This is a genomic window from Sphingobacterium sp. DR205 (assembly GCF_011064245.1).
In the GTDB taxonomy this organism is placed as follows: Bacteria; Bacteroidota; Bacteroidia; order Sphingobacteriales; family Sphingobacteriaceae; genus Sphingobacterium; species Sphingobacterium athyrii.
Genome location: NZ_CP049333.1, coordinates 6,779,418 through 6,805,612 on the forward strand (window position 1 = coordinate 6,779,418; position 26,195 = coordinate 6,805,612).

17 protein-coding genes and 4 tRNA genes are annotated in these 26,195 nt (G+C 41.7%); 2 read left to right on the plus strand and 19 right to left on the minus strand.

Annotated elements, in window-relative coordinates:
* Window positions 1-41: 41 nt before the first annotated feature.
* From lepB to G6053_RS28550, 5 genes are all read right to left on the minus strand, one after another.
* On the minus strand, window positions 42-1,610 hold the full coding sequence (lepB, locus tag G6053_RS28530) for a signal peptidase I (protein ID WP_165309291.1): 1,569 nt from the start codon (window positions 1,608-1,610) through the stop codon (window positions 42-44).
* A 16-nt stretch (window positions 1,611-1,626) separates the two neighbouring features.
* Window positions 1,627-2,370 (minus strand): 4-hydroxy-tetrahydrodipicolinate reductase, encoded by a 744-nt coding sequence (gene dapB / locus G6053_RS28535; RefSeq protein ID WP_108634764.1) that lies wholly within the window; start codon window positions 2,368-2,370, stop codon window positions 1,627-1,629.
* Between the two features lie 172 nt (window positions 2,371-2,542).
* Window positions 2,543-3,265, minus strand: coding sequence for a DUF5683 domain-containing protein (locus G6053_RS28540; protein WP_165309292.1), 723 nt, complete (start codon window positions 3,263-3,265; stop codon window positions 2,543-2,545).
* A 1-nt stretch (window position 3,266) separates the two neighbouring features.
* On the minus strand, window positions 3,267-4,202 hold the full coding sequence (locus tag G6053_RS28545; protein WP_165309293.1) for a ParB/RepB/Spo0J family partition protein: 936 nt from the start codon (window positions 4,200-4,202) through the stop codon (window positions 3,267-3,269).
* Between the two features lies 1 nt (window position 4,203).
* Window positions 4,204-5,001 carry an AAA family ATPase gene (locus G6053_RS28550; protein WP_108634761.1) on the minus strand — a complete coding sequence of 266 codons (798 nt, stop codon included), beginning with the start codon at window positions 4,999-5,001 and terminating at the stop codon, window positions 4,204-4,206.
* A gap of 227 nt (window positions 5,002-5,228) precedes the next feature.
* Between G6053_RS28550 and G6053_RS28555 the strand changes: the two genes are divergently transcribed.
* A complete protein-coding gene (locus G6053_RS28555; protein ID WP_108634760.1) occupies window positions 5,229-5,750 on the plus strand; it encodes an NAD(P)H-dependent oxidoreductase in 522 nt (173 codons plus the stop codon).
* Between the two features lie 191 nt (window positions 5,751-5,941).
* Here the strand turns inward: G6053_RS28555 and G6053_RS28560 are convergent, their stop codons facing one another.
* Entirely contained in the window at window positions 5,942-8,887 is a 2,946-nt protein-coding gene (locus G6053_RS28560) for a M16 family metallopeptidase (RefSeq protein ID WP_165309294.1), read from the minus strand.
* Window positions 8,888-9,118: 231 nt separating this feature from the next.
* Between G6053_RS28560 and G6053_RS28565 the strand changes: the two genes are divergently transcribed.
* Entirely contained in the window at window positions 9,119-10,315 is a 1,197-nt protein-coding gene (locus G6053_RS28565) for an acyloxyacyl hydrolase (protein WP_165309295.1), read from the plus strand.
* A 115-nt stretch (window positions 10,316-10,430) separates the two neighbouring features.
* On the opposite strand, the gene G6053_RS28570 is transcribed toward G6053_RS28565, so the two are convergent.
* The 13 genes from G6053_RS28570 to G6053_RS28625 all read right to left on the minus strand — a co-directional run bounded on the left by G6053_RS28570 (window position 10,431) and on the right by G6053_RS28625 (window position 26,169).
* Window positions 10,431-10,505: transfer RNA gene (locus G6053_RS28570), tRNA-Val, on the minus strand.
* A 34-nt stretch (window positions 10,506-10,539) separates the two neighbouring features.
* A tRNA-Val gene (locus G6053_RS28575) sits at window positions 10,540-10,614 on the minus strand.
* 9 nt (window positions 10,615-10,623) lie between these two features.
* Window positions 10,624-10,701 (minus strand) — tRNA-Val (locus G6053_RS28580).
* A 9-nt stretch (window positions 10,702-10,710) separates the two neighbouring features.
* A tRNA-Val gene (locus G6053_RS28585) sits at window positions 10,711-10,788 on the minus strand.
* Window positions 10,789-10,927: 139 nt separating this feature from the next.
* The gene (locus G6053_RS28590; protein ID WP_108634757.1) at window positions 10,928-12,997 is read right to left on the minus strand and encodes a putative porin; all 2,070 of its coding nucleotides are present in this window, start codon (window positions 12,995-12,997) and stop codon (window positions 10,928-10,930) included.
* A gap of 23 nt (window positions 12,998-13,020) precedes the next feature.
* Entirely contained in the window at window positions 13,021-13,836 is an 816-nt protein-coding gene (locus G6053_RS28595; protein WP_165309296.1) for a purine-nucleoside phosphorylase, read from the minus strand.
* Window positions 13,837-13,905: 69 nt separating this feature from the next.
* Window positions 13,906-15,396 carry a sodium:solute symporter gene (locus tag G6053_RS28600; protein WP_165309297.1) on the minus strand — a complete coding sequence of 497 codons (1,491 nt, stop codon included), beginning with the start codon at window positions 15,394-15,396 and terminating at the stop codon, window positions 13,906-13,908.
* A gap of 37 nt (window positions 15,397-15,433) precedes the next feature.
* Window positions 15,434-16,246 carry an N-acetylmuramic acid 6-phosphate etherase gene (gene murQ / locus G6053_RS28605; RefSeq protein WP_108634754.1) on the minus strand — a complete coding sequence of 271 codons (813 nt, stop codon included), beginning with the start codon at window positions 16,244-16,246 and terminating at the stop codon, window positions 15,434-15,436.
* A gap of 21 nt (window positions 16,247-16,267) precedes the next feature.
* Entirely contained in the window at window positions 16,268-16,912 is a 645-nt protein-coding gene (locus tag G6053_RS30870; RefSeq protein ID WP_241254876.1) for a polysaccharide deacetylase family protein, read from the minus strand.
* Window positions 16,913-16,962: 50 nt separating this feature from the next.
* Window positions 16,963-18,789, minus strand: coding sequence for a glycoside hydrolase family 9 protein (locus G6053_RS28610; RefSeq protein WP_241254877.1), 1,827 nt, complete (start codon window positions 18,787-18,789; stop codon window positions 16,963-16,965).
* A 42-nt stretch (window positions 18,790-18,831) separates the two neighbouring features.
* Window positions 18,832-20,688, minus strand: a complete 1,857-nt coding sequence (locus G6053_RS28615) for a PQQ-binding-like beta-propeller repeat protein (protein ID WP_165309298.1) — start codon at window positions 20,686-20,688, stop codon at window positions 18,832-18,834.
* A gap of 169 nt (window positions 20,689-20,857) precedes the next feature.
* The gene (locus G6053_RS28620) at window positions 20,858-22,702 is read right to left on the minus strand and encodes a RagB/SusD family nutrient uptake outer membrane protein (protein WP_165309299.1); all 1,845 of its coding nucleotides are present in this window, start codon (window positions 22,700-22,702) and stop codon (window positions 20,858-20,860) included.
* Between the two features lie 11 nt (window positions 22,703-22,713).
* On the minus strand, window positions 22,714-26,169 hold the full coding sequence (locus G6053_RS28625; protein WP_165309300.1) for a TonB-dependent receptor: 3,456 nt from the start codon (window positions 26,167-26,169) through the stop codon (window positions 22,714-22,716).
* Window positions 26,170-26,195: the final 26 nt, after the last annotated feature.

A 26,195-nucleotide genomic window follows, 5' to 3' on the forward strand; every position in this document is an offset into this window, starting at 1 on the left:
TAAATCCACCATCAAAAGAAGATAAACTTCTTATGAAAGGATTAATGAATTCCCTTAAATATACGGTTCCAGCGAATCTTAGAAAAGCCCGAACCGATTTCATCCCAGCTCATCCAGGTGAATAATGCCTTACCCACGATATGGTCTTCAGGAACAAAGCCCCATCCTCTTGAATCCAGAGAATTGTGGCGGTTATCCCCCATCATCCAGAAATAATCCATTTTAAAAGTGTAGCTATCCGCTTTGACATCATTGATATAAATCCCGTCAGCCCGTTTCTCCAATTTATTATTTTCATAAACGTGAATTGCACGTTCATAAATTGGTAGTGTTTGCGCGTTCAGTGCAACCGTCCAGCCTTTTTTAGGAATGAGTATTGGACCGAAGTTATCAAAATCCCACTTATACTGAGGATCATATGGATAGGCACCTTCCCCAACTGGACTTCTTCTGATTTCTTTTACATTTGACCAGGATTTCACCAACGCCAGCTCGTCCTTTGTCATAAACAGTTGATAAACCCCGGGCTGTTGATCCGAGCCTACGGCCTCTATTCTCAATTCCCGTAGACGATCCATGTTCAATGGAGTTCCGTCGGTCAGCACCAGATAATCCAATTGACTTTCAGGCGGATCAAATCCAGGTTGGTCATTGACAAAGAGCTTTGCATCCTTCATTGAGATCTTATCTCCCGGCAAACCCACACAACGTTTGATATAATTTTCACGTTTATCTATTGGGCGGGCCTGAACGGTGAATTGCGCATTAACTGTTTGCCAGCCATATGCCCTTACCAGGTCATAGTAACTGGCATTCTGATTTTCCAAGGCCACTGTGTCCCCTGCAGGGAAATTAAAGACAACAACATCATTTCGTTCGATCTTTTGAAAACCCGGCAGACGTTTGTAAGGCAGCTCGATAAGCTCAGAGTAGGCTTTACCGCCAGTTATTGGCATGGTATGATGCGCAAAAGGAAATGCTATTGGCGTATTAGGTACACGAGGTCCGTAGTTCAATTTACTCACAAATAGAAAATCACCGATCAATAAAGTACGTTCCATTGATCCGGTAGGGATCATGTAAGCTTCAATTAAAAATCCACGAATAAGCGATGCGGCAACAGTTGCAAACACAATGGCGTCAGCCCATTCACGTACCATAGATTTTTTATACGGATATTTAATCTTGTATTCCCTATAGGACTCCTGCTCAATTTCTGCGCGCTTTTCCTCAGTCAATTCAACACCTTCCTGTGCGGCGGTCTTCAGATTTTTCGCATACAAGCCATTTAGAAAACGTACGTTATTATCTTTTGCCCACATTGGCAGTACAATAAACGGCACCAAAACAGCTGCCGCATTTTCCCAAAAACGACGCTTGCCAAAACAATGGATAAAGTCGAGGTACAGGTTATAGAAAACAAAAATATTAACAATCGGAATCAGCAATAAGATCACCCACCAGGTTGGGCGCCCCGTTAATTTGGCTTGAATATATTGACTATAAAAAGGTACGATTGCTTCCCAGCCTTTTCTGCCAGCTTTAACAAACAATTGCCACAATCCATGTCCTGCTATTGCCGTTAAAACCGCAAAGATAATTAACCACATAATCTATTAATTAGTACTATTTATTAAAATCGAAAATTTCCGTCACTTGATAAAATCCCTTTTTACCGTTCAGCCACTCAGCAGCAACTACTGCTCCCAAAGCAAAGCCGTCACGGCTATGTGCAGTGTGCTTAAATTCTATTTGATCTACTTCGGAACTGTACAATACGGTATGTGTACCCGGGACTTCTTCAATGCGATGGCTCTCTATGAGAAGTTCTTGTGGTTTAGGAATAATTTCATCCTGCTCCCCCACAACGGTGTTGACCCAGTTTGTCTTCACATCACTGTGGTCCAAGATACCTTCTGCTATGGTTATCGCTGTACCACTCGGTGCATCCAATTTGTGGATATGGTGAATTTCTTCAACCTGAACATCATATTGTTTATAAGGCTGTAAAGCCTGTGCCAACATACGGTTAATATGGAAAAATACATTCACGCCGATCGAAAAATTTGAACCATATAAAATAGTTCCATCTAAGTCCAAACATTTTTCTCTGACACTTTCCAGTTGATCGTACCAGCCCGTTGTCCCTACGACAATCGGCACACCAGCTTCCAGACAAAGATTCATATTATCCAGAGCAGCAGATGGCACACTAAAGTCGATCGCTACATCAGCTCCCTTAATATCATCAACTGTCAGGCTGGGACGATTATTTTCATCCACAACTAAAAAAATCTGATGGCCTCTTTTCAGTGCATACCTTTCGATAATCTGCCCCATTTTGCCATATCCCAAGAGAATGATGTTCATATATCTAGAAAATAAAGTATAGTTTATTTTTAAAATTAAAAAATTCCAGTGAAAAACAGACACAAAACCGTGGTTAACAACGATTTTTTATTAAAAGTGTCCCTATTCAAAGACCAATAAAGACTTTAAATTGCCATCCAACGGCACTTCATACGGACTGTGGCCCGAAGTTTTAATTGAATTTCATGGACAACTTTAATCCAACAGTAGGTTTAAAAGTAAACGAACCAGATGCAAGACTCGCATCCATTAATGTAGGTCCAATGGAAAAAGCCGTCTTTTTGGGCTTATCATCGCCGATGCTCCAGCGATATTTTAGCATCGAATCGATATAAGCTTCGGCGACGTTCAATCCATACACACCGAGAGTAAGTAATACCATCAGATCCCGGTCTCGCCTTGCATTATCCTTTGCACGAATAATTGTTTCTGTTGGGCGTTCCTGATAAAAGGGATCCTCCGGCGATCCGTCTTCCCTCGCTTTTAGCACCCCCAGAAGTTCTTTGTAATATCTATTATTAAAATCGAAGACGAGCACTGTAGTCGCCAATCCGCCATAGATCGCAGGAACTTTTATCCACCATACACCACCATTAGTATACTGCCCCCAACCGGGAAGTACCAAAGAACGCTTCCAGGCCTGTTTATTCTTTGCTTCAATCGCTAAACGCGTAGAATCTTTAAATACGACCTTCTCCTTCGCTTTGGCTTCCTCCTTTTCACGTTTTTTACGTTCTTTTCGGGATTCCTTTTTTACTGTATCCTGCGCTGACTTTGGTTTCAAACTTTCTGTTTTGAGCGTTTGAACCGGTTTTTTGGAAATTGTATCGACAGTCTGTCCATGCACGATGAGTACAGCAAATAAGGCAAAGAACAAACTTATTAACTTGGTCATATTACCAATCTAAAAGTTCAAGAATACGGCTCAGGTCGTCCTCGGATTCAAAAGGAATCTCAATAGCCCCCTTGCCTTTGGTGCTCTTTAAATTCAATTTGACTCTTGACGAAAATTTCGAAGCCAGATCATCTTCAATTTTCTGTAACTGAAAGGACATTGGAGTTTTGTCCTTACCCGCTTTTTTCTTGCCCCCTTTTTGAAGCTCACGTACCAGCTCTTCAGCTTTTCTAACCGAAAGACCTTGGTCGATGATCAATTTAAAGATATAGAGCTGCTTATCTACTTCTGCAATATTGATCAACGCGCGTGCATGCCCCATAGTCAGAGCGCCATCACGTATGGCAGCTTGAATGACCGGTGGAAGTTTTAATAAGCGCAAATAATTCGTTACTGTCGAGCGGTTTTTGCTGACACGCTCGCCCAATTCCTCCTGCTTCAAATTACATTCCTCGATCATGCGCTGGAAGCTTAAAGCCACTTCGATAGCATTTAAGTTTTCACGTTGGATGTTCTCGATCAAAGCCATTTCCAACATCTGCTGATCATTGGCCGTACGGATATAGGCAGGAATCTCAGTTATGCCCGCCAGTCTTGAAGCCCGAAGACGCCGTTCCCCAGAGATCAACTGGTAGTTTCCGTCCGAAATCTTTCGTACGGTAATCGGCTGGATTAACCCTTGTAAGGTAATGGATTCAGCTAATTCCTGTAACGCGACCGGGTCAAATTCCGTACGAGGTTGAAACGGGTTCACCGATATCTCCTCTACCCGGACGTGGCTGATACTGCCATTTTCTTTTGTTGTATTTGCTGTAGAGGGCGTCACTAGAGGAGCCTCCTCTACTTGCTGATTATTTTTAGCAGGAGCTTCTACACTATCGTTTAATAGCGCACCTAAACCTCTTCCCAGTCCTGTTTTACGCTGATGTGCTGCCATATTATGCGGTTACTGTTGTATTCATTTCATTAAAATGCCCGTTTTTCTGCAATATTTCACGCGCCAGATTCAAATAGTTGATCGCACCTTTACAGGAAGCGTCGTGCATGATAACAGAAATACCGAAACTAGGAGCTTCACTTAAACGGGTATTACGTTGAATGATGGTATCAAAAACTAAATCCGTAAAATGTGTTTTCACTTCTTCAACAACTTGATTGGAAAGCCTTAAACGCACATCATACATCGTCAATAAAATACCCTCAATCTCCAAACTAGTATTTAAACGGTTCTGAACAATTTTAATTGTGTTCAGCAATTTTCCCAGCCCCTCCAATGCAAAATACTCACATTGAACCGGTATGATTACTGAATCGGATGCTGACAGGGCATTAATGGTAATTAATCCCAATGAAGGTGAACAGTCAATGATAACAAAATCATAATCATTTTTTACCTGATCCAAGATCTTTTTCATCTTGTACTCCCGCTCGTGCATATTGATCATTTCAATCTCCGCACCTACCAGGTCAATATGAGCCGGTAAAAGATCAAGATTAGGCGTTTCAGTAGACTGAATAGCGTCTCTTGGGTTCAGATCATTGACCAAACATTCATATATACTTTCATTGATCGTACGAGGGTCAAAACCAATCCCAGAAGTAGAGTTTGCTTGAGGATCCGCATCCACCAACAATGTTTTATATTCTAAAACCGCCAAACTAGCCGCCAAGTTAATTGACGTTGTGGTTTTTCCGACCCCACCCTTTTGGTTTGCGATTGCGATTACTTTTCCCATCTTGAATGAAAACCTTTCTTTATTAAAATGTCATTTTACACTACATTTCACTTTCCTGAAGATCAATTTGTCCAAATATTTACGCTAAATTTAAATTAGCCTAACAAATTCAGCATATTTCGTACTTTTGATTGATCAAAAGCACATATCCTCAGGATGCTAAGATACAAAAAATCAAGATATGTATCCACTTTGAAATAGTGCTTTTTATAAGTATCAACAACACAATGATTTTAATAATATCCGGAACAAACCGTCCTCATAGTAAGACGTTAAAAATAGCAAAATGCTACCAACGGCTACTTCATCGTAAATCCGTTGAAAACGAGATCCTTTCGCTATCAGATCTCCCTGCAAATATTTTAGAAACAGACCTTTACGGAAAAAGAAGTTCCGCTTTTGAACCGATCCAGCAAAAGGTCAGCCAAGCCGATATGTTTATTTTTGTCGCCCCTGAATACAACGGAAGCATCCCCGGTGCGCTCAAACTTTTTATTGACTGCTGCACTTTCCCGATCAGTTTTTACCACAAAAAAGTTGCGTTGGTAGGATTATCTTCCGGAAGATATGGCAACCTACGCGGGATAGATCATCTCACCGGAATATGTCACTACCTCAGAATGCATGTCCTCCCGCTCAAGATATTCCTCCCCAATGTGCAGCAGGAACTGAACGAAAACGGGGAATTATTTAAAGAAGACACACTCCAGTTTATCAACGAACAGATTGAGGAAATTATACGGTTTTAATCCATCATTGCAGGTATTCGCCGTGGAGAGTACCCCAACAGGCACATTGGAGCTTTTCATATATCTTACATGCAACAATTCGGATCATCTGCCAAGACAAGAATATACAGGTAACCGAATCGCAAAAAAAGAAGCCTTCGACACAGCGAAGGCTTCAAATCCCCTATCTAAAATAGGAATACCTAAAAAAACTAATACCCAAACAATTCTTTTAAGTCAAGTTTTTTTACTTCGCCCAATTTGGCAAGATCTTCCGATTTAAGGCTATCTTCTTTCGCTACAATACAGTATACGTAAGGTTTTTGGCTCATTTCATTCTTGTGGAACATACTTAAGTCGCCGTAAGTCAGCTTAGGCGCCTGTTCATAGACAGCTTTACGGATATCAGTTGTATTACCCAAGCGTTGAGCCGCCAGATAGCTACTTAAAATAGATGCGTTCAGCACCCGCTCACTGGCGATGGACTTCTGTAAACTCACTTTAGCAATATCCAGCCCTTTCGCACTTTCAGGCAGCACATCCAATAATTCATTCATACCTTTGATCGCTTCATTGAATTTATCGGCCTGTGTCCCTACATAAGCACCTACTGTATAATGATTTTCTTTTTTATAGGGCTGTCCATAGAATGCGGAAGTAGAATAGGCCAGCGCTTTTGATTCACGAATGGTCTGAAAGACAATACTTCCCATGCCACCTCCAAAATAATTATTGAACAACGACACTGTTGGTGTTAATGGGTTCGAATACTGGCCGGATGTTCTATACCAGAATACTTCGGCTTGCTTCATATCAAAATCGGCAAATAGCACCTGATTTTTAGTCGTTGGCAGCTCAGTAAACACCAAACCTTTTGCACCCTTCACGTAGTCACCCGTGCCCTGTTTCAATGGTTTTGCCTTTGCTACAAATTCACTGGCGCTCAACGGCCCGAAATAAAGCATGGTGTGCTTCATATTGGCCAGATCATGCAGTGCGTTCACCAAATCTTCCGCCTTCAACGCATCCAGTTCCGCATCTGTAAACACATTATTGAACGGATTTTTGGCTCCGTATTTTGCATACGATTTTAACCCCTCCATGATAGCCCCTTTATTTTCCTTTGCATTGGCTCTGGACTTCTTAAGACGCGTAATATACATTTTGAAAGCTTCCTGATCAGAAACACAATTGCGCAATAAGTCCTGAATTAAAGATTGTGTAGCGATAAAATTCGAGTTTAAACCCGAAATTGAAACCAATGTCTCCTCGTTTCCGGCAGACACTGAAAAATCAGACGCCAATTGATAAAAATCCTTACTGAATTGCTCACTGGATTTATCTTTTGTACCCAAAAACTCCAGGTAACCTGCTGCCAGCGAAAGTAATTTATTATTCCATTTACCTACATCAAAACGATAGGACAGCGAGAATAGTTCGTTATCATTATTCTTCACCGCAAGCACAGGCAAGTCATTTGCGGTAGCTTTCTGAACATCTTTATTATAGTCTACCCATACCGGCTGGATTTTATCCTCAGGCATTGCTTCCACTGCCTTCAGAAAATCAGATTGATCGTCACGATTGACAGTGACTGGTGTAATTTCCGGCTTCACAACCTTAACGACATTATTGTCTACCCCTTTGCGTTTATAAACAACAACATAATTATTATCGTTTAGATATTTATTGGCAAAATCGACGATATCCTGTTTTGTAATCTTATTTAGTCCGTCAGAATAACTAACTACCGACGCCCAGTCCTGACCTGATGTGAAAGCATCCATCAAAGCTTCAGCACGTTCACCGTAACTTTCATGCTGTTTGATCTCATCTTTTTTCGCATTATTGACAATCGCACCTATCAGGTCATCCGAAAACTCACCTTTTCGCAATTTGTCCAGTTCTTTAAGCAATAACTGCTGCACCTCCTCCAGGCGCTGTCCCTGACTTGGATTCCCCTGAAGGATCAATAAGGAATAATCTTTTAATACATAAGGAAAGGCTCCCGCGCCCAATAATTTCTGGTTCTTTACCAAATCCAGATCGATCAGACCGGCGGAACCGTTCGTCAGAATCTGACTCATCAGATTTAATAGCTGTGCATCCTTGGTCGCCGCCCCGGGGAAACGGAATCCCATAAACATAAATTCCGCATCCGGCCCTTTGACCTCGCGAACAATCGGGCTTAAAATAGGTTTCTCAGGATCAAAAGTATATGGCGGTATTTCTTTTGGCTGCATAAAAGCAAAACTCTTATCGACCTTTTTGACGACCTCTGTAGGCTCAAAATCACCGGACATGATCACCCCCATATTATTGGGCACATAATAGGTATTAAAATATTCACGGATTGCTTTTAATGAGGGGTTTTTCAGATGCTCCACAGTACCGATGGTAGTCTGCTTTCCGTAGTTATTATTTGGGAATGCGGCTTCAAACATAGCCTCAACAGCCTTTCGGCTATCTTTATCCAATCCGATATTTTTCTCTTCATATACTGCCTCGAGCTCCGTATGGAACAGACGCAGTATCGGGTTTCTAAAACGTTCAGCCTGTACAGCAAGATATTTATCCATTACATTACTTGGAATCTGCTCCTGGTATACCGTCTGTTCAAATGAGGTAAACGCATTAGTTCCTTCGGCCCCCATGGATGCCATCAGCTTATCGTACTCATTTGCGATTGCATACTTTGCAGCTTCACCGGACACACGGTCAATTTCCTTGTATATTGCTTTCCGCTGTGTCTCATCAGTCGTACCGTTGTACTTTTCATAGAGTTCGTCAATCTGATCCAATAAAGGCTTTTCTTTCGCCCAATCTTTGGATCCAAATTTATCCGTCCCCTTGAAGAGCATGTGCTCCAGATAATGCGCCAAACCAGTATGGTCCTTCGGATCGGTTTTACTTCCTGCTTTTGTAGCGATGTAGGTCTGGATACGTGGTTCCTTTTTAGTCGGACTTAGAATAACGGTTAGGCCATTTTTAAGTTTATAGAATCTTGAATGAGTGGGGTCATTGGTCACATACTTGTAGGCGTACCCACCCTCAGAAGCTTCTTTCCATTCAAATTTGGCATTTTGGGCAAACAGAGCTCCCGCCGCTGTTGTTAGAGCAAACGTTACAGCGGTAATTTTAAATAGATTTTTAATCATATTTCCTTTTTCTTTTCAACTCAAACTTAGATAAATTGCTGTGGATATGCAATATAATCACGAACATATAAAAACAATTATTACGCTCCGCTGTTGTTGTACATGTTTCTTTGTCGCTGAGAAGCGTCAATTTATGCCTCGTAATTTAACCAACTGTTAAAGGAAAATTGCTACAATGATTTATCATTCTTACTTTTGCAAAAATTTTAAAAAACGCTAACGTTTTAATTCATGAGATCAAGCATACTTGTTTTTGTGATCTTCGCGCTTCTTTCCTTTCGTACAAATGCGCAGGTCACCCCCAGAATAGAAAATCAGAAAGACACATTAAATAGCCGTACACCGGCAAAAACTAGACTAATATTTCAGCTTGAACACGAGAGTGGTGGTGAACTCAAATTCAATGAACGCTCCAAAGAGACCCTTGCAGATTCTTACTATAGTGGACTTAACTTTCGGGTTGGCTTCCAGACACAGTTCCAAGATTCATTGAAGAGCATTTACAACGAGATATACAATTACCCCATTTATGGGGTAGGAATTTATAGCAGTACTTTTGGCCAGGAACATCTTGGCCGGCCTTTCGCATTCTATGGCTTTGTCGCGATCCCTATAAAACCGAAAGTCAATAGCAAGTGGAACTTCAACTATCGGATCGCACTAGGCCTCTCCGGACGGTTCAATCCATATAATGAAGAGGACAACCCTTTCAATCTATTAATAGGAAGTAAAAACAATGTATTTATTGACTTAGGACTTCAGGCCAATTACCGTCTAAGTCAAAAATTCCAAGTTGGTGCAGGTATTGCGTTCCATCATTTCAGCAATGGCGCCCTAGCACTGCCGAATACAGGCATAAACCTGCTCCCTTTAAGTCTTTCTGTTTCGTATACACCAACAAGCAGGCCTTTCGACTACAGAAAAACTAACGTTCCAAAAATGGAAGAAACAGAAGAACTACATTTCAATTACGCTTTTGGATTCAAACAGATCGATCGGGAGCATGACAGTCAATATTTTAAATCAACCTTGGGAGCTTATTATAGCAGGCATTTGGGATACAAATGGCGTCTTGGCGCTGGAATGGATGCTTTTTATTCAGCAAGCGGAAACGACGAGAAAGTCGCCGGTGACAAAGCAAGGAGCTTTGGAGCATTGTTTTCCTATGGCCCTGCGTTCTACATTGACCATGTGTTAAATTCCAGACTATATATCAATGGAAATGTCGGTGTATATTTACACCGTAATAAATTCAATGGTGAAAGCACACCTGTCTATCTAAGGGCAGGTGTACGCTATAAAGTGTACAAAGATTTCTTTGCTGGAGTTTCCATTAAAGCACATGGCGGTAAAGCAGATTTTATCGAATGGACAACAGGGTATGGCTTTAAGCTGGGTAAGAAACGGGCAAATCCAGCCAGCAATTAACAGTTGTTAAAGGAAACTGACAACGTGTTAAAAAAATAAAGGACATTTACATGGACATTTAAAATATCCCTTAGATTGCATAAAAAAAGCGTTCATAAGAACGCTTTTTTTATTGTGGGGATTACTGGGTTCGAACCAGTGACCCCTACCTTGTCGAGGTAGTGCTCTAAACCAGCTGAGCTAAATCCCCTAACGAAAAAAAAGCACCATTTGATGATGCTTTGTGGAGGCTACTGGATTCGAACCAGTGACCCTCTGCTTGTAAGGCAGATGCTCTGAACCAGCTGAGCTAAGCCTCCGCTTTGGATTGGTGGAGAATACTGGATTCGAACCAGTGACCCTCTGCTTGTAAGGCAGATGCTCTGAACCAGCTGAGCTAATTCTCCGTCTTTGTATGGTGGAGGCTACTGGATTCGAACCAGTGACCCTCTGCTTGTAAGGCAGATGCTCTGAACCAGCTGAGCTAAGCCTCCATACTTTTTTAAAGAACGCCGTTCCCTAATTGCGTGTGCAAATATAGCTTAAAAATTCTATTCTCAAAATTATTTTCGAAGATTTTCTACATCAAAAACCGCAACAAGCTAAGAAACACCCATATAATTTTCACAGAAATTAATCATAAAACTTCCACGAAATACCAAATCTAAAGTTTGCTGTATTCATCGGATAACGTCTAACAGTATAATAGCCATTCGGATAAAAATTCTGGTTTAGGAAATTATAACTTAAAAACATATTGACCCGCTGTATATTTGCCGTGATCCATAAGTCCATAATCGGATAAGTCGAAAATTCGATCTGCTGATAAGCGTTATAAAACTGTCCCGTCCCTATCGAATAATTCGGATTGGCATAAGGTGTATTAAATTTAGCATCAATACCAATACTATAGTCAATCACTTTATAAAAGAGATTACTGTAGTAAAGACTGTGCCAAGTATAAAGTTCGGGAACCGCCAATATATTCTGCTGATCCGTCTTTTGATAAACCACCAGATTATCCAGTGTAAAATGATTAAGCTTAAACTTCTGCCCCACACTTACCTTCAGCAAATTAGCGTTATCCAATTGCGCAGGATTGATCCACTTATCTTTCTTCCGGTCATTCTGTGGATTCGATAATTCCTCAAAATAAGTATAATTATTCATCCGAAAATATTCGACCTTTCCATTGAACCCCAATGTCGGGTTGCGGTATTGAAAGGCCACATTCTGAATTTTAGTCTTTTTTAGATCCAGATCATTCCATTTTGCATAGGTATAATTCAGGTTTTCGAAGACCATCTCGGGTGATTTATTTTGTGAATAAGCCGAAAGCGTCACCTTTCCGATTTTATCTCCCATGGAAATATCCGCCTTTGCTTCATAGAGAAAATCACCAATATTATGTCCGAAAACAATTTGATTGGCCTTCAGGCTAAAATCCAGTCGATCCGAAAATTTGTAGCCCAGTTCCCCCTTAACGATTCCATTCTGATAGAAACGATCGAATGTTGTACTATCCGGCAATTTTTTCAATGGCTCAGGGTAAGCGGCCTGATTGGTATAGTAACGCAGGGAGTCTACCTGACTTTGCTCTACCCAATTCATATCATGCTGGAAAGCCAGATTTAGCTTAGCTTCATTTTTAAAAATCGATTTGCCCCGAAGAAAAAAGTTATACTCAAACTCATTTGAAACGTTAGTAATGCCTGTTTTATCATTATTCAAGCTTAACGCCTGATTATTGTAAGGTAACGCAGCATTTTGGTCATTCATATTTTTAAAGAAGTTATATGTCTGCTTCCGGATCCTTGTATTGTGCGCCATACTGTTTGTCGGATAAATCTGCTGGGTAGGCTTCCCCTTATCTACTGTATCAATACGACCAACATAGAGCGACTGCCGCAGGAACAGCGAATTATCCCACCATTTTGATCGTGGTATCCCGGTTCTACCTGCGTCATAAAACTTAGGAATAAACCGATCCGGAGCCTGTCTATTTTCAGGAGCAAATGGCCGATCTTCGATGATAGATCCATTTTCCATTGCATCCAAACGATTGAATACAGCATTAATTAAGAGATTATACCGGTTATTTTTCGACTCATACCAAGAGGCAATAGATGCTTTCAAATCAGCATAGCTCTGACCTAGATAAAATCCATCTGTTTTCGTTGAATGGAAATCAACATTCATATTCCATTGCGAATTGATATTTTGCGCCACCCGGGCCCGAAAGACCTGATCATTGAAAAAGAATCCCACAGCCGACAGTTCAGAATAGCGAGCCCTTGCCCTAAAATATTGAACAGAATCCGGGTTCAATAGATAACGCTCCAAGGCCGTGAATCCAGACTGAAATCCGATTGTCTTTTTGGGCTGAAATAATAAGTCGCGTGTGGCAAGACCATAAGACCCTAGATTAATACTGGGATTCCAGGGCGTATTTTGGGGATTATAATATTGATAATTACGGTGTGAAGTATCTATTTGCCTTGTATAAGTTCCTTTTTTCAGCATATCCAATGTCGCATAACGAATATATTTTGCTGACAGGATAACCGAATCTTTTTTCCCATCTTCTTTGGCTCTCGCCGAATCCAATGCGCTGCTCCACTCCTCCTTGCTTTGCGCAATAACATCCATGGAACAAACAAGTAAGACACACAGTGCGGCTAATACGCGTACGATCAACTTCATCTAAAATTGTATATAGTCTAAATTTACTGCAAAGCTATCAATTCTTTCAAAATTAATGTCATCTTAGGTTCCGCTTTCTCTGCAACAGCGACGATTTCCTGCAAAGAGACAGGTTTTAACACATCGTGAAAGCCCTCATCCGTAACAACAGAAATCGCGAACACCGGAAGAGCCATATGATTGGCAACAATTACCTCTGGTACTGTACTCATACCGACTACATCCCCCCCAATAATTCGCATGAAACGGTATTCAGCTTTTGTTTCCAGATTTGGTCCCTGCGAGGAGACATACACAACCTTTCGTGCCGTAATTCCGTGCTTTGACGCGATTTCAAGCGCCTGTTCAATCATCGCACGGTTATAAGGTTCGCTCATATCCGGAAAACGAGGTCCGAATTCACCTAGGTTCTGCCCACGCAATGGATTATCGGGCAACAGATTGATATGGTCCTCAATAATACCCAGATCTCCATTTCTGACCTCCGGATTCAGCGATCCGGCAGCGTTTGACACAAAGAGCTTTTTGACACCCAGCACTTTCATGATCCGGATGGGAAAAGTAATCTGCTGCATATCATAACCTTCATAATAATGAAGTCTTCCTTGCATGGCAACCACATTTCTACCATTCAATTTTCCAAAAATCAATTTACCGGAGTGAAATTCGACTGTAGAGATGGGAAAGTTAGGGATATTGGAATACATCAGCTGATACTCGACTTCAATCTCATCAACCAATTTACCCAAACCAGTACCAAGGATGATACCGAATTCTGGAGTAAAATCTCCAATTTTTCTACGGATAAACTCCGTCGTTTCATTTATGCTATGATACATACGTACAAAAAAACTAAGTATCTCAAACTTAACTTAATTTTTTTGTACGCACAAATCAAATATAGCAGCTTAGTTATGAGAAAGCGCCTTTTCGTCCGCTTTACCTGGAGAGCTGATCAAAAGCATCAAGAAAGTGATAAAACCATTGATGATAATCAAGTCGAGCCCGATCACATAAGGTGTATATACTTCAATCACATAAGTTTTCAATAAATACAATACCGTAGGCGAAAGCACACAGATATAAGGCACCGCCTTATCCCGCACAGCAGATTTTGTGAAGATTCCGAAAACAAACAGCCCCAATAGTGGCCCATAGGTGTAGCTTGCCGCAGTAAATATTGCATTTACTACAGAATCATCATTGATAAGCTTAAATACGAGAATAACAAGCAACATAACAATCGAAAAAGCAAAGTGGACATAATTACGCTGTTTGACAAGAGCAGGATCATTTGGATTTTCCTTTTTATTGAAGTTCAGAAAATCCACACAGAACGATGTTGTCAACGCCGTAAGCGCGCTATCGGTTGTTGCAAAAGTTGCCGCTGTCAGTCCCATCATAAAGATGATCGCCGGAACGATAGCAAGATGATTCAACGCAATCTCCGGGTACAGGTAATCACGGGTCGCTAATTGCGAGACATCAATACCATTTTTTGCGGCGTAGATATATAATAAAGCGCCCACAGCCAAAAAGAAAATATTGATCACCACAAATACACTTGTGAATGTAATCATATTCTTCTGCGCTTCTTTGATCGTTCCCATTGACAGATTCTTTTGCATCAGATCCTGATCAAGCCCTGTCATGGCGATGGTAACAAAAATTCCGCCCAGGAATTGCTTCCAAAAATTGGCCTTACTGCCCACAAAATCATCCCAGAAGAAGATTTTGGAATAGCTGCTTTCTTTAACCGCTTCGAATGTATCTACGATCCCGAAGTCCAATCCCTTAGCCATAAAATAGATCGACAGAATAACGGCAGTCACTAAAAAGGTAGTCTGTAGGGTATCTGTGACAATAATCGTCTTTAAGCCCCCCTTATTGGTATATAGCCAGATAAGCACCAGACAGATCACTACTGTAATCGCGAAAGGCACATTCCAGGCATCAAAAATAAAGTGTTGCAAGACAATTGCGACCAGGTATAAGCGAAAGGCCGAACCGATGGTACGGGAAACCAAGAAGATCGCCGCGCCGGTTTTATAAGTCGTATGTCCAAAACGTTCTTCCAGATAGGTGTAGATGGAGGTCAGGTTCATTCTATAGTACAACGGAAGCAATACATAAGCGATAATGACGAAGCCAACTGCATTTCCAAGAACAAATTGAAAATAGCTGAATTCAGATGCCCCCACAGCACCCGGAACCGAGATAAAGGTCACCCCGGAGAGTGCGGTACCGATCATCCCAAAGGCCACCATATACCATTTCGAATTTCGGTTGGCAACAAAAAAGGTGGAATTATCCGAAGATCCTTTTGAGGTGAAGTGCGCTACTGCGAGTAAGACCGCAAAATAGATCACAATAAAGGATAATAATATAACTGGTGACATAGTTTGTTTTTAATAGGTGATTTGATAGCTGATGATTTTAATGTGTCGCCTGATAAGCTTCGATCGCTTGCCTTACATTGCCAAATTGTTCCAGCAAAACCGCCGCATCTTCTTCTGTAGCTCCTGTCTGATCCATGATGATCCGTACGCCACGACCGACCAATTTATGGTTTGATAGTTGCATATCGACCATTTTATTTCCCTTCACACGCCCAAGCTGAATCATGACCGCCGTGCTAAACATATTTAATACAAGCTTTTGTGCGGTACCAGATTTCATACGGGTAGAACCCGTCACAAATTCAGGTCCCACAATAACCTCAACAGGATACTGTGCAATTTCAGCAATCGGAGAACCACCGTTACAGACAATACATCCAGTTACCAGCCCCCTCTCGTTTGCGGTCTTCAGACCACCGATGACATAAGGTGTGGTACCCGACGCAGCAATACCGATAACGACATCATTTTCGTCTATATCATATGCTTCCATATCCTTCCAAGCCTGTTCCAGATCATCTTCCGCAAATTCCACGGCTTTGCGGATCGCAGTATCCCCGCCTGCAATTAACCCGATAATCCACTCAAATGGCACACCATAAGTCGGAGGCAATTCAGATGCATCTAAGACTCCCAGTCGACCACTTGTACCAGCTCCAATATAAAAAGTCCGACCACCAGCCTTCATTTTCTCCACAGTAACCTTAACCAATGCTTCGATCTGAGGAATAGACCTTTCAACAGCTAGCGGCACAGATTTATCCTCGTTATTGATATTAGTCAATAATTCATGTACAGACATCTTGTCCAAATCCTGATAATTCGAATCTTTCTCCGTTGTATTAACCATTCTTAATATATATTGTATTTCTTAATTCAATAAACCGGGTATATCCACTATTTGATAACCTTTCTTTTTTAATATATTGATCATATCATCCAAATGATGATACAATTTATCTTTCCGTCTTTCATCCGTCCCCATATGGACCAAAATCATAAAACCATTCAGGCCGAACTTCTCTTCATACGACCAAAGTCCCTCCAAAATCGCAATGGAAGACAGATAACGTTCACCCATTTCTGGATAGGTATAATCTGCGGCAGTCCGTATTCCGGGCGTGTAGTTGATTGAAGACAGCCCTATTTCCTTTGCCCATGCTACCGTCTGACTATTATACCATTCATAAGAAGGAATATAATGACGCAGTTGACAGGTATCAATCCCCGAAAGTGCCAGCTCCCCCACATTGGTCTTCAGATCCCGCAGGAATGAATCCCGGCTGACCAGCAATTCATCACGGCTTCCCCAGTCACTGATCAGGAGATGCTTATCGGAATGCCCAGACACCACATGTCCGTCTTTTAACATCCTTCGAACATCAGGTTTGAAACCTGCATTCCGCAGGTAGTCCCCCGTAAGAAAAAAATTCCCTTTCACATGATGATGCTTTAAACTATTCAAAACCGCATCTGTCCCCTCAGATAAATCGTGACCCGTAAAAAGTAAAGCCACTTTTTTCACTGTAGAATCGCCGCGGACTATAGCCCCGAAGACATCCCTGCTTACTTTTTTCCCACAGGCTCCTCCAATGCCTTTCCTTCTTTAGCTGCCAGCAAGTAGATCAACGAAGCCGTCCCATCCATGGTAGGCTCATTGGTGCTGTAGTCACCATAATCGTCATGATAGACGGCAAGGTCACTCTGAAATTCAGCATAACTATCGGGATTATTCAGCTTTATACCGATCAGGTTCCGATAAGTAGATGCCATGATCGGGCCATCCACCAGTCCACCGTCAATCGGGTGCTTACCCAGATAGGTAAAAGCAGAATGCGGATCAACCGGAGTATCACCCCGGGAGGGAAGACCGTAGACCATGCTTGTCCCCCATGGATTCGCACCAAAGAGCCAGTCAAAGTTTGCCTGTTCCAGTTCATCAAACTGATTATCTCCTGTCAGCTCTTTATACCAAAGGCATTGCATGGCGAACGAAACAGTTAGATTGTTACTGCACCAGATAAAAGGAACCCCTCTCAAAAATGCATTTTGCTCCGCACGTTTATTAACCTCTTCAATACCTTGCCTATAATATGAAACAATCTCCTCGCGATCCTGTCCTTTTAATTTTTTTGCCAATTCATAATGTCCCAAGTTGATAAAAGGATACCACTGATAATGTGCAGCTGTATCTGTTATCATCCAGGGTGTTATTTTTTCCTTTCTGGCATACTGCATGGCCTCCTCGGCAAACTTGTTTTTCTTTGTTGCCGAAAATCCCATTGCTGCCGCCAGCTGCATATCATCCACCCAATTGTCTTCCGCATAGATATAGGGTGATTTGACCGAAACCGTCTGTGTCACCCCGGGTTTTATATTTGCATACGCATAAGCTGTCTCCGCTTTCCGCGACAGCAATTTTGCATATTTTTTATCCTGTATGCCAAAAAGCACAGATCCCAAACGGAAAGCACTGCTAAACTTTCCTGCAGTAGAACTTGTCCCCGTGGTGTTATTCATAAATTTGCCCCGTTGTTGTGGCTCGCCATCTACAAAATACACCGGGCGTTCAACTCCCCGCCCATAATACGGATCTTCCTTGGGCATACGCATACTGGCATGATCCCTGTCATCCGCGATCTGATTGTACATCTGATTCGCCTTTGGATGCATCTTCAACAACCAGTCCAGTCCCCATTTTGCTTCATCCAGCACATCAGCACGACCATTCTTTCCATCTAAACCATTGGCCTGCTTTTGATCAGCAAATACCTGTGGAAAGTCACGATAGGCTGCCAGCAGATGAAATGTCGCATTGGCCGAGGTAGTTGCATACTGCAAATAATCAGACGCGTCATGCCATCCTCCACCAGCATCGATATGTGTACTGTCTGCAATCCCCACTTTACCTGCATACAGCGTAAAACCATCGTGCGTATGACAGCTATCCTTCAAAAAAGGATTGAACAATGTCCGTTGTTGACGCATGTAGCGCAACACAAAATCTGCCGCCCCCCTATAAACATCAGGCGCAACTCTAAAGTCAGGAGATTTAACCTCCCCGACCTGGATGAAAAAGCGTCCGGTATCCTGCATGGCCGAGAAATCAAATCGAAAACTCTGAACAAAAGGGCCATAGGCACCAAAATCCTTCCCTACTGGATGAATATATACCGTTTTACCTGTCTGTGCATTTTTAACTTCAAAAGAACGAAGCTGCCTGATTGATTTCCCGCCCCATACCGCGACCTTTTTTCCTGTCGGAGTATAGCCTAATTGGTTTATTCGAATCCAAGCATTTTGCTGTGCTTCCGCAAAGTTACAAACAAAACATGCAAAAACAAGCAAAAAAGCTTGACGTAAATTTAAGAAGTTTAGACATTCTTTTATCATAATAAGGCATTTATTTTTAATAAAATCAACTCAAACGGTTGTTTAGAATCGCAAAGAAACTATTTTCCCATCCATCGTACTCGCAACAACCTCATTATTACCATGTATGGCAACAGGATTGACCATGCCATTGGAAATTTTATATTGCCAGCTAACCGCGCCTGTTTTTGCATCTACAGCCGAAAGCAAACCCGAATGACTCGGCACAAACACCAATTTACGGTTTGTTTTAATTGCCGAAGGCGTCAATTCATAAGGCAATTTTAGTTTTGCTTTCCAAATTACGTCCATTTTATCATCTGAAGAAGAAATCCCCAACAGGTCGCCGTCCATTGTCTTTACGTACACCTGCTTTTTATTCACCGCTAATCCCATAGACTCCCGCACACGGATGGTATCTTTCTTTTCGCGCCAGATAACAGCACCGTTCTTTGCATCCAAAGCAGTCATAAAGCGATCAGGCGCAACGACAAAAACACGGTTATTCACCCCGACAGGATTACAGGCAGCAGCTGAAAACATCCGATTCGCGTGTCCGTTATTCCATTCCCAGGATAATGTTCCAGTTTTTGCATTCAATGCATAAAACCCATTCCCCCAGGAGCCAAAGATCACATTACCCAAATAATACGTTGGCAAAGTAGACACAAAACCCTTGACCTCATCAAAACTCCATTTTAACTCCCCAGTCTTTACATCCAAGGCCCTAAATTTACCATCTGAGCCTCCAATAAAAGCAACACCATCCTGAATTAAGGGTGACCCCAAGACAGCTTTATCTGTTTGCACCCTCCAGAGGAGTTTTCCATTTTCTGCATCGACAGCATAAATAAAATGATCCGAAGAACCGGCTACAACAATACCCTTCCATACGCCGGGGGTGGAATAAACCTTTCCTCCAGTCCTGTAAGACCAAAGTTTTTTACCAGATCTAAGATCCAGCGCAAAAATATCCCCAGCAGTATTTGAAGTAATTACTTTGTTTTTATCAATGGTCAGTCCAGCACCTATGTCGCTTGCATCTTCGAACGTCCAGTTTACACGAACAGCACCCGCATATTTCTCATTGACAGCATAACTTGGCCTTGGATAAACAGCCGTTTCTTTATCATAATGATGATCGAATAAAGGTACCTCCAGCCAAGGTTTTTCTTGCGTCCCTACACCTGGATTACGCTCCTGATAAATAGCCTTACCATCACCTATAGTAACAATATTATAGCCGCCGACAGGTTTATTTGCCCGTAGATTTGATCTTCCCATCACGCCAGGAATACCCTCCCAGTCGTAAGCCTTATTCGCATGCCCATGCCCACAGAACGCCAATTGAACATTTCGTGTCTTGACACGTTTTAATGCATCAAACCAATTATTCAGCGAGGAATCCTGTGGATAATGGTTAATATAAATTAATGGTGTTTGTCGGTCCGGGTTCGCAGCAAAGATAGAATCCATCCACACCAAATTTTCACGCGGGATCTGACCGGGACTCATCCGCATATTTGGCCCCGAATTAGTCCCAATAAATTCATAGCCTTTGTGTTTGAAGAAAAAAGTCTCCCCACCAAAGACCGTACGAAAAGTATTGGCGCCATTTTCGGACCAGTTGCCATCATGATTGCCCGGGATTACATACCAGGGCAGTTGCAAGCTATCCAAAATCCGTTTTGCTAGTTTAAGTTCTTGATCAGCACCAAATTCGGTGATATCTCCGGAGAGAATAACAAAATCAATGTCTTTCAATGTATTAAGATCCTTTACAGTACGTCGCAGATCTTCCGCTCCTGTTGCACCACCGACGTGGGTATCCGTAACATGAGCAAATTTAAAGGATTGCGCAAAGGAGACGTTGAAAATGCATAATAATGCAATAATAACAGCGGTAAACTTTGGTTTCATGGATTAAGTTTTCTTAAAAATAGCGTTTTTATGCATAAATATCAAACAAAAATGCGTTTTTATGCACGATGTTTTTTTGATTAAAAAATATCACTTATTCATATTCGATGGATTTACAAAAAAGCCTTGTCTAAGAAATAGACAAGGCTTAATACTACTAAGAATCGAATTACCAACCTTTCGTTTGGGTCAATTTATAACCGCGTTGCTCATATTCGACCATCTGTGCCTGACCAACAGGTGCCAAATAATTCTTATCCATAATCGCATTTCTGTTTGAAGCATTTTGAACCACAATAAATCCGACCATTTCAGCGGCATTTGAACCATTGAAGGTCACGACAGTACCATCCGCCTTTCTAACTTTAGTCACATTAACATAGTTAGCCTTCAAAAAATCCGGAGCCTGTTTTGCTACATCGACCCAGATACCGGTAAAGTAATCCGTATTTTTGGAAAAATCCATATAATTCAGTTTCTTCCATCTTCTAAGATCCATTAAGCGCGAATACTCAAAGACAAACTCCATGCGACGCTCACGACGAATCTCCCACATCAGAGGTGACACATCTCCATCACGCAAAGGATCACTTGCAATAGCCCCCAATTGGAGAGCTGCTGTTTTCTTCACCCCTCTCGCTACCGCTGTTTCATCCAGAGGCCTGTTACGGATCGCATTAATTGACTTATCTATATCCGATTGGCTCACAGCAGCGCCACCGAAGAACTCAGCCAAAATCTGCTTCGCTTCCAACCAGTTCAACACGACTTCCGCATAACGGATAACAGGAGCATCAGAAGTATTTGTATTGGAATTCCATTTGGAATAATCCGGATTGGCACTTGGAATTTTATAGCCATTTCGCGCAACATACTTAGTGCCATAAACAAAAGTAGAGGCTTTCGAGTTTAGATCAGTATCAAATGAAGCCTCAAATCGAGGATCGCGTGTTTTTGCTAAATTTGCCAGTGAGAAATCTGAGGCATTTTCAACGGTAGATGAAGCGAATGGCTTGCCATCAACACAAATAAATTCCTTGATCAGATTCAAATTCGGAGCTGATGCCTGTGCTTCTATACCATTTTGATAAGAACCGATTGCGTGAAACACATTTACAGAAGCGTCATACTTACGATAAAGAATAACCTCCTTGTTACTATTTAGGTCCTGCGAAGAAAACAAACTTTTAAAGTCCGAGCCAAAGGAAAATTTACCGGAACTCATCACAACCTCAGCAGCATTTTGCGCTAACTCCAAGTATTTTTTTGCTTTAGCCTGATCCAGACCATGATATTTTTGCCAAGATCCTTCAAATAACATCAGGCGTGAAATAAAAGAAGCCGCCACGTATTTATTCAAGACATTCACCCCGTCATCATTACGCATATTTTGCAGCACAAATACAAAGTCATCATACACGTGATCCATCACTTCACCACGATTCATACGATCTTTGTACTGCGTATCGAAATCAGCCGCAGGTATTTCTTTCTCAAAATAAGGCACATCACCAAACACAGAAACCAAGCGCGCATATTCAAATCCTTTGAAAAAACGAGCCACGGCAGTCCAATGATTGTACTGTTCTGGTGTTAAATTAGGCTTAGCGATATTCTCTAGACGGTCCAAGAAAATATTAGACTTACGTACCCAGGAAAAATTCCAGGTTGGCCCTGCATAACCACTCAACCAATCTCCAGCTTCAGCAACAGAATATCTCGAATCTGGAATAGAGTTTTCAAAACTAGTCTGCTGACCACTAAAAGTCAAATCATCAGAAAAGGTATACCCCCTAACAGGTGTGTAATCCGTTGTATAGGAACTATTATAACCATTGAAATACTGCGTATAAAATCCATTCGCAAACAGCCTGAGATCATTTTCATCCCTCCAGTAAAGACCTTGTCCGTCTGTAATTTTATCCAGGGCCGGGCGGTCCAACAAGCTGTTACAGCCTGTCAACCCCATGGAAACCCCTAATAATATATATAAAAATTTTGCTTTTATTTTCATGATAATTTCAATTAGAATGTTAATTGAACACCCACAGATGCTGATTTAAAAGTTGGCGTTCCAACCCCCGTGCGACCGCCGTTGTAATTATTTTTTAACACATCAACAAACATATTTACACCGTCCACAACCTCCGGGTCGATTGGTAACCCCTTCAACTTATCCCAGGTAAAGAAATTTTCCAACGCAGTGTAAACTCTCAGGTTACTGATACCGATTCGTTTTAATGTACCTGCCGGAACCGTATAACCGAGCGTCAGATTCTTCACCCGCAGATAAGACATATCTAGCAAATAACGGCTTTGAACCTGCATATTGTTGATATCGTTTGTTCCAGCATTATTAAAAGGAGCCGGATAAAATGCATCTGTACGATCTTTAGTCCAGTAGTTTGAAGACATTACCGCAGGCATAGCTCCATCTGAAGAATTAAAGCCCGCTTGAGCTAAGAAACCTGTCCCCCATACCTGTCTACTACCTACACCCTGAAAGAATGCCGAAACATCAAACCCTTTAAAATCAGCTCCCAAACGGAAGCCATATTCATATCGTGGCGTTGAATTACCGATCACTTTCAAATCACCATGGTCCGCCAATGTTTTCTTGCCATTATCGATCTTACCGTCTCCGTTCAGGTCCTTGAATTTAACATCACCTGGGCCAAAACGGAATGTAGCGGAATTTTGCACCCAGCTTTGGTAAGCTCCATTCGGATCCGACAACTTATTCATTGTCTTACCATCTATAACCGCGGTAACTAACTCATTTCCATTATAGACGAAATCGCTATTTTGATATAAACGATCTGTTTCATATCCCCAAATCTCGCCATAAGTCTTACCACTATAGTTTTCAGTAACAATCGTTGTTGTTCCATATTCCGTGATAACAGACTTCGCATCAGAAATATTAGCTCGCAAGTTGATACCTAAGCCATTCTCAAATCGATGATTATAATCGACAGCAAACTCCCATCCACGAGTGCGCAATGCTCCAAAATTACCCATCGGGGCTTTAGAACCAAATGTTGGCGCTACGCCCTCCATTGGCACAATCATGTTCTTTGTATCCCGCTGATACCAATCAAACACAAAACCCAGTTTATTTTTAAAGAAACGCGCATCAAAACCAACATCTAATGTCGCAATATCTTGCCAACCTATAGCAGATAAAACCGCCGCCGGCGTTCCGACAAACCAGCTCCTATCACCCGCATTGCCTATCCATGTAGATTGCGAGTTTTCCATAAAACTCGTGTATAACGCATTGGAAACAGATTGATCTCCAATGCTACCCCAAGAACCGCGGATTTTCAATTGGTTCATAAAATCGCTGGACCAGTCCATAAAAGACTCTTGTGAAACTACCCAACCGGCGGACACCGACGGATACCACTTCCATCTTAAATTCGTCGGAAATTTAGAAGATCCATCTCTACGTAAATTCGCCTCAAAAAGATACTTATCCTTATAAGCATAATTAACACGACCAAAGAAACCGATCTGTGATTCCCAAAATTTTGCCCCCGAGCCAGTCACAGTTCCAGAACCAAATGTCAATTGCGGATTCTTAATATCGAGTAATTTAGTAACTTGGGTCCAAGAATTTTCTGTTTTCTCTGCAATACGGTTCAGCCCCAACATAAATTTAAAATCATGACCGCCTTCAAGATTTAAATTATACGTCGTAAATGCATTGATTGTATGACGTAAAATATTCGAATTGTCCCTGCGGTAATGATCCGGATTAGAGCCCGATGCTGTATATGTAAAATAATCTAAATCATACGCTGGTACAGCCCCTGCAGCCGAAGCATCCACATAATTACCTGCGCCATCCACATACATCTGATTACCTGAAGCATCCAACTTTTTCACTGGAGCACCCCATGAATTACCAGCTGTAAAACGGGTTCCCGGCTGGTTCCAGAGCATTTCCTGATTTGACAACGTATAATCAAAATCAAGCTTCCAATTTTCCATAAAGTTTACGGTAGCACCCGCATTAAAGTTCATGTAGTTCTTAACCTGACTCGCTACATTTGCCGCTCCGGTCTCATAGGCCGGACTACGAATCGGATCACCGTCACCATCATTTCCGTATGGATACAACGAACTCCATCGGTACATATAAAGCCACGGGTCAGCCGTAGTTGAATTTGTCGCATATGGATATTGTTTATTTGTCCGCGAATAAATCGCACCTGCACGTGCCGTAATATACTTATTGAGTTCACTTGTAACTCTTACTGATGCATTGTAACGCGAGAATTGATCTGTATTTGTTTTTAACATGCCGGACTGATCGAGCATTCCCAACCCCACGTTATAACCCGTTTTGCCAGTCTTCCCTGACAGGGACAGATTATGTTGTTGTGTCGGAGCCCATTCACGAATCATATAGTCAAATGGATCGTAAGTCCGGACACCGTATTTATATCCTGTAGCAGGATCAAAATACCAGTCACGCCCATACAAAGTCGGATCATTTTTACCAATAGAACCACCATACTTATCCTGCCATTCAACAGCTCTTTTATAGCTCTCTTCATTGATTTTATAGAAAGCACCAACAAAATTGTTTCCCTCTCGCTTTCCAGCATCCAATGAATACCTCAAAGCATCCACCGTCCCCATTTCATATTTCTTGAATGGGTTCTGAAAAGAGAAATTATTGGAATAACTGATTGTATTGCTTTCGGTTTTAGCTCCCTGTTTCGTTGTAATCAGAACAACACCAAATGCAGCCTTAGCACCATAAATGGAAGAAGCAGCAGCATCTTTTAAAACAGTTATAGACTCAATATCATCGGGATTAACAACATTAATACTTGGGATTTCAACGTTATCCAATAATATCAATGGATTACTGGATCCATTGATGGACCCTATTTGCCCGCGAATTTTAATTGTCGGATCAGACCCGACCTCACCATTAGGTATAGTAACACTCAAGCCCGGTGTACTCCCTTGCATGGCCCGACCAGCATCAGCAATTGGCCGTCCCTGCATCGTCTCTTTAATATTAATAGAAGCAACCGCCCCCGTCAAATTCCCTTTCTTTTGGGTACCATAACCTACCACAACCACCTCTTCCAACGATTGGTTATCATCAACCAATGTCACATTAAGTGTATTCGAAGTAACGGTGACATCTTGCGCAACATACCCAATGGATGAAAAACGCAATTTGCTTCCCACGGCAGCTGTAATCTTAAAATGCCCCTGCGCATCGGTTTTAGTAGACACACTTCCGCCAATGACAGAAACGCTTACTTCTGAGACTGGGCCTTTTCCATCCGTTACAGTACCTTGCACCGTATTTTGAACCGAAGTCTTCGATGAAGAGCGAAGTAGGGCGCCCGTCAAGTTAGCACTGCTCAAAGCGCCCTCTTTCTTTACGAAAGAATAGGATTCAGAAGGAAAACTCAATCCAAGAGCAACAGAAAATATTACAAATTTTCTCATTGATTATAGAGTTTTAAAAATAAATG

What these genes read in the sequence shown, in the direction of transcription:
- G6053_RS28625 (WP_165309300.1), bottom strand. Translation starts at nt 26,169, where the DNA reads ATGAGAAAATTTGTAATATTTTCTGTTGCTCTTGGATTGAGTTTTCCT.
- G6053_RS28565 (WP_165309295.1), top strand. Translation starts at nt 9,119, where the DNA reads ATGAGATCAAGCATACTTGTTTTTGTGATCTTCGCGCTTCTTTCCTTT.
- G6053_RS28620 (WP_165309299.1), bottom strand. Translation starts at nt 22,702, where the DNA reads ATGAAAATAAAAGCAAAATTTTTATATATATTATTAGGGGTTTCCATG.
- G6053_RS28545 (WP_165309293.1), bottom strand. Translation starts at nt 4,202, where the DNA reads ATGGCAGCACATCAGCGTAAAACAGGACTGGGAAGAGGTTTAGGTGCG.
- murQ (WP_108634754.1), bottom strand. Translation starts at nt 16,246, where the DNA reads ATGGTTAATACAACGGAGAAAGATTCGAATTATCAGGATTTGGACAAG.
- G6053_RS28595 (WP_165309296.1), bottom strand. Translation starts at nt 13,836, where the DNA reads ATGTATCATAGCATAAATGAAACGACGGAGTTTATCCGTAGAAAAATT.
- G6053_RS28600 (WP_165309297.1), bottom strand. Translation starts at nt 15,396, where the DNA reads ATGTCACCAGTTATATTATTATCCTTTATTGTGATCTATTTTGCGGTC.
- G6053_RS28560 (WP_165309294.1), bottom strand. Translation starts at nt 8,887, where the DNA reads ATGATTAAAAATCTATTTAAAATTACCGCTGTAACGTTTGCTCTAACA.
- dapB (WP_108634764.1), bottom strand. Translation starts at nt 2,370, where the DNA reads ATGAACATCATTCTCTTGGGATATGGCAAAATGGGGCAGATTATCGAA.
- G6053_RS28555 (WP_108634760.1), top strand. Translation starts at nt 5,229, where the DNA reads ATGATTTTAATAATATCCGGAACAAACCGTCCTCATAGTAAGACGTTA.
- G6053_RS28610 (WP_241254877.1), bottom strand. Translation starts at nt 18,789, where the DNA reads ATGATAAAAGAATGTCTAAACTTCTTAAATTTACGTCAAGCTTTTTTG.
- G6053_RS28590 (WP_108634757.1), bottom strand. Translation starts at nt 12,997, where the DNA reads ATGAAGTTGATCGTACGCGTATTAGCCGCACTGTGTGTCTTACTTGTT.
- G6053_RS28550 (WP_108634761.1), bottom strand. Translation starts at nt 5,001, where the DNA reads ATGGGAAAAGTAATCGCAATCGCAAACCAAAAGGGTGGGGTCGGAAAA.
- lepB (WP_165309291.1), bottom strand. Translation starts at nt 1,610, where the DNA reads ATGTGGTTAATTATCTTTGCGGTTTTAACGGCAATAGCAGGACATGGA.
- G6053_RS28615 (WP_165309298.1), bottom strand. Translation starts at nt 20,688, where the DNA reads ATGAAACCAAAGTTTACCGCTGTTATTATTGCATTATTATGCATTTTC.
- G6053_RS28540 (WP_165309292.1), bottom strand. Translation starts at nt 3,265, where the DNA reads ATGACCAAGTTAATAAGTTTGTTCTTTGCCTTATTTGCTGTACTCATC.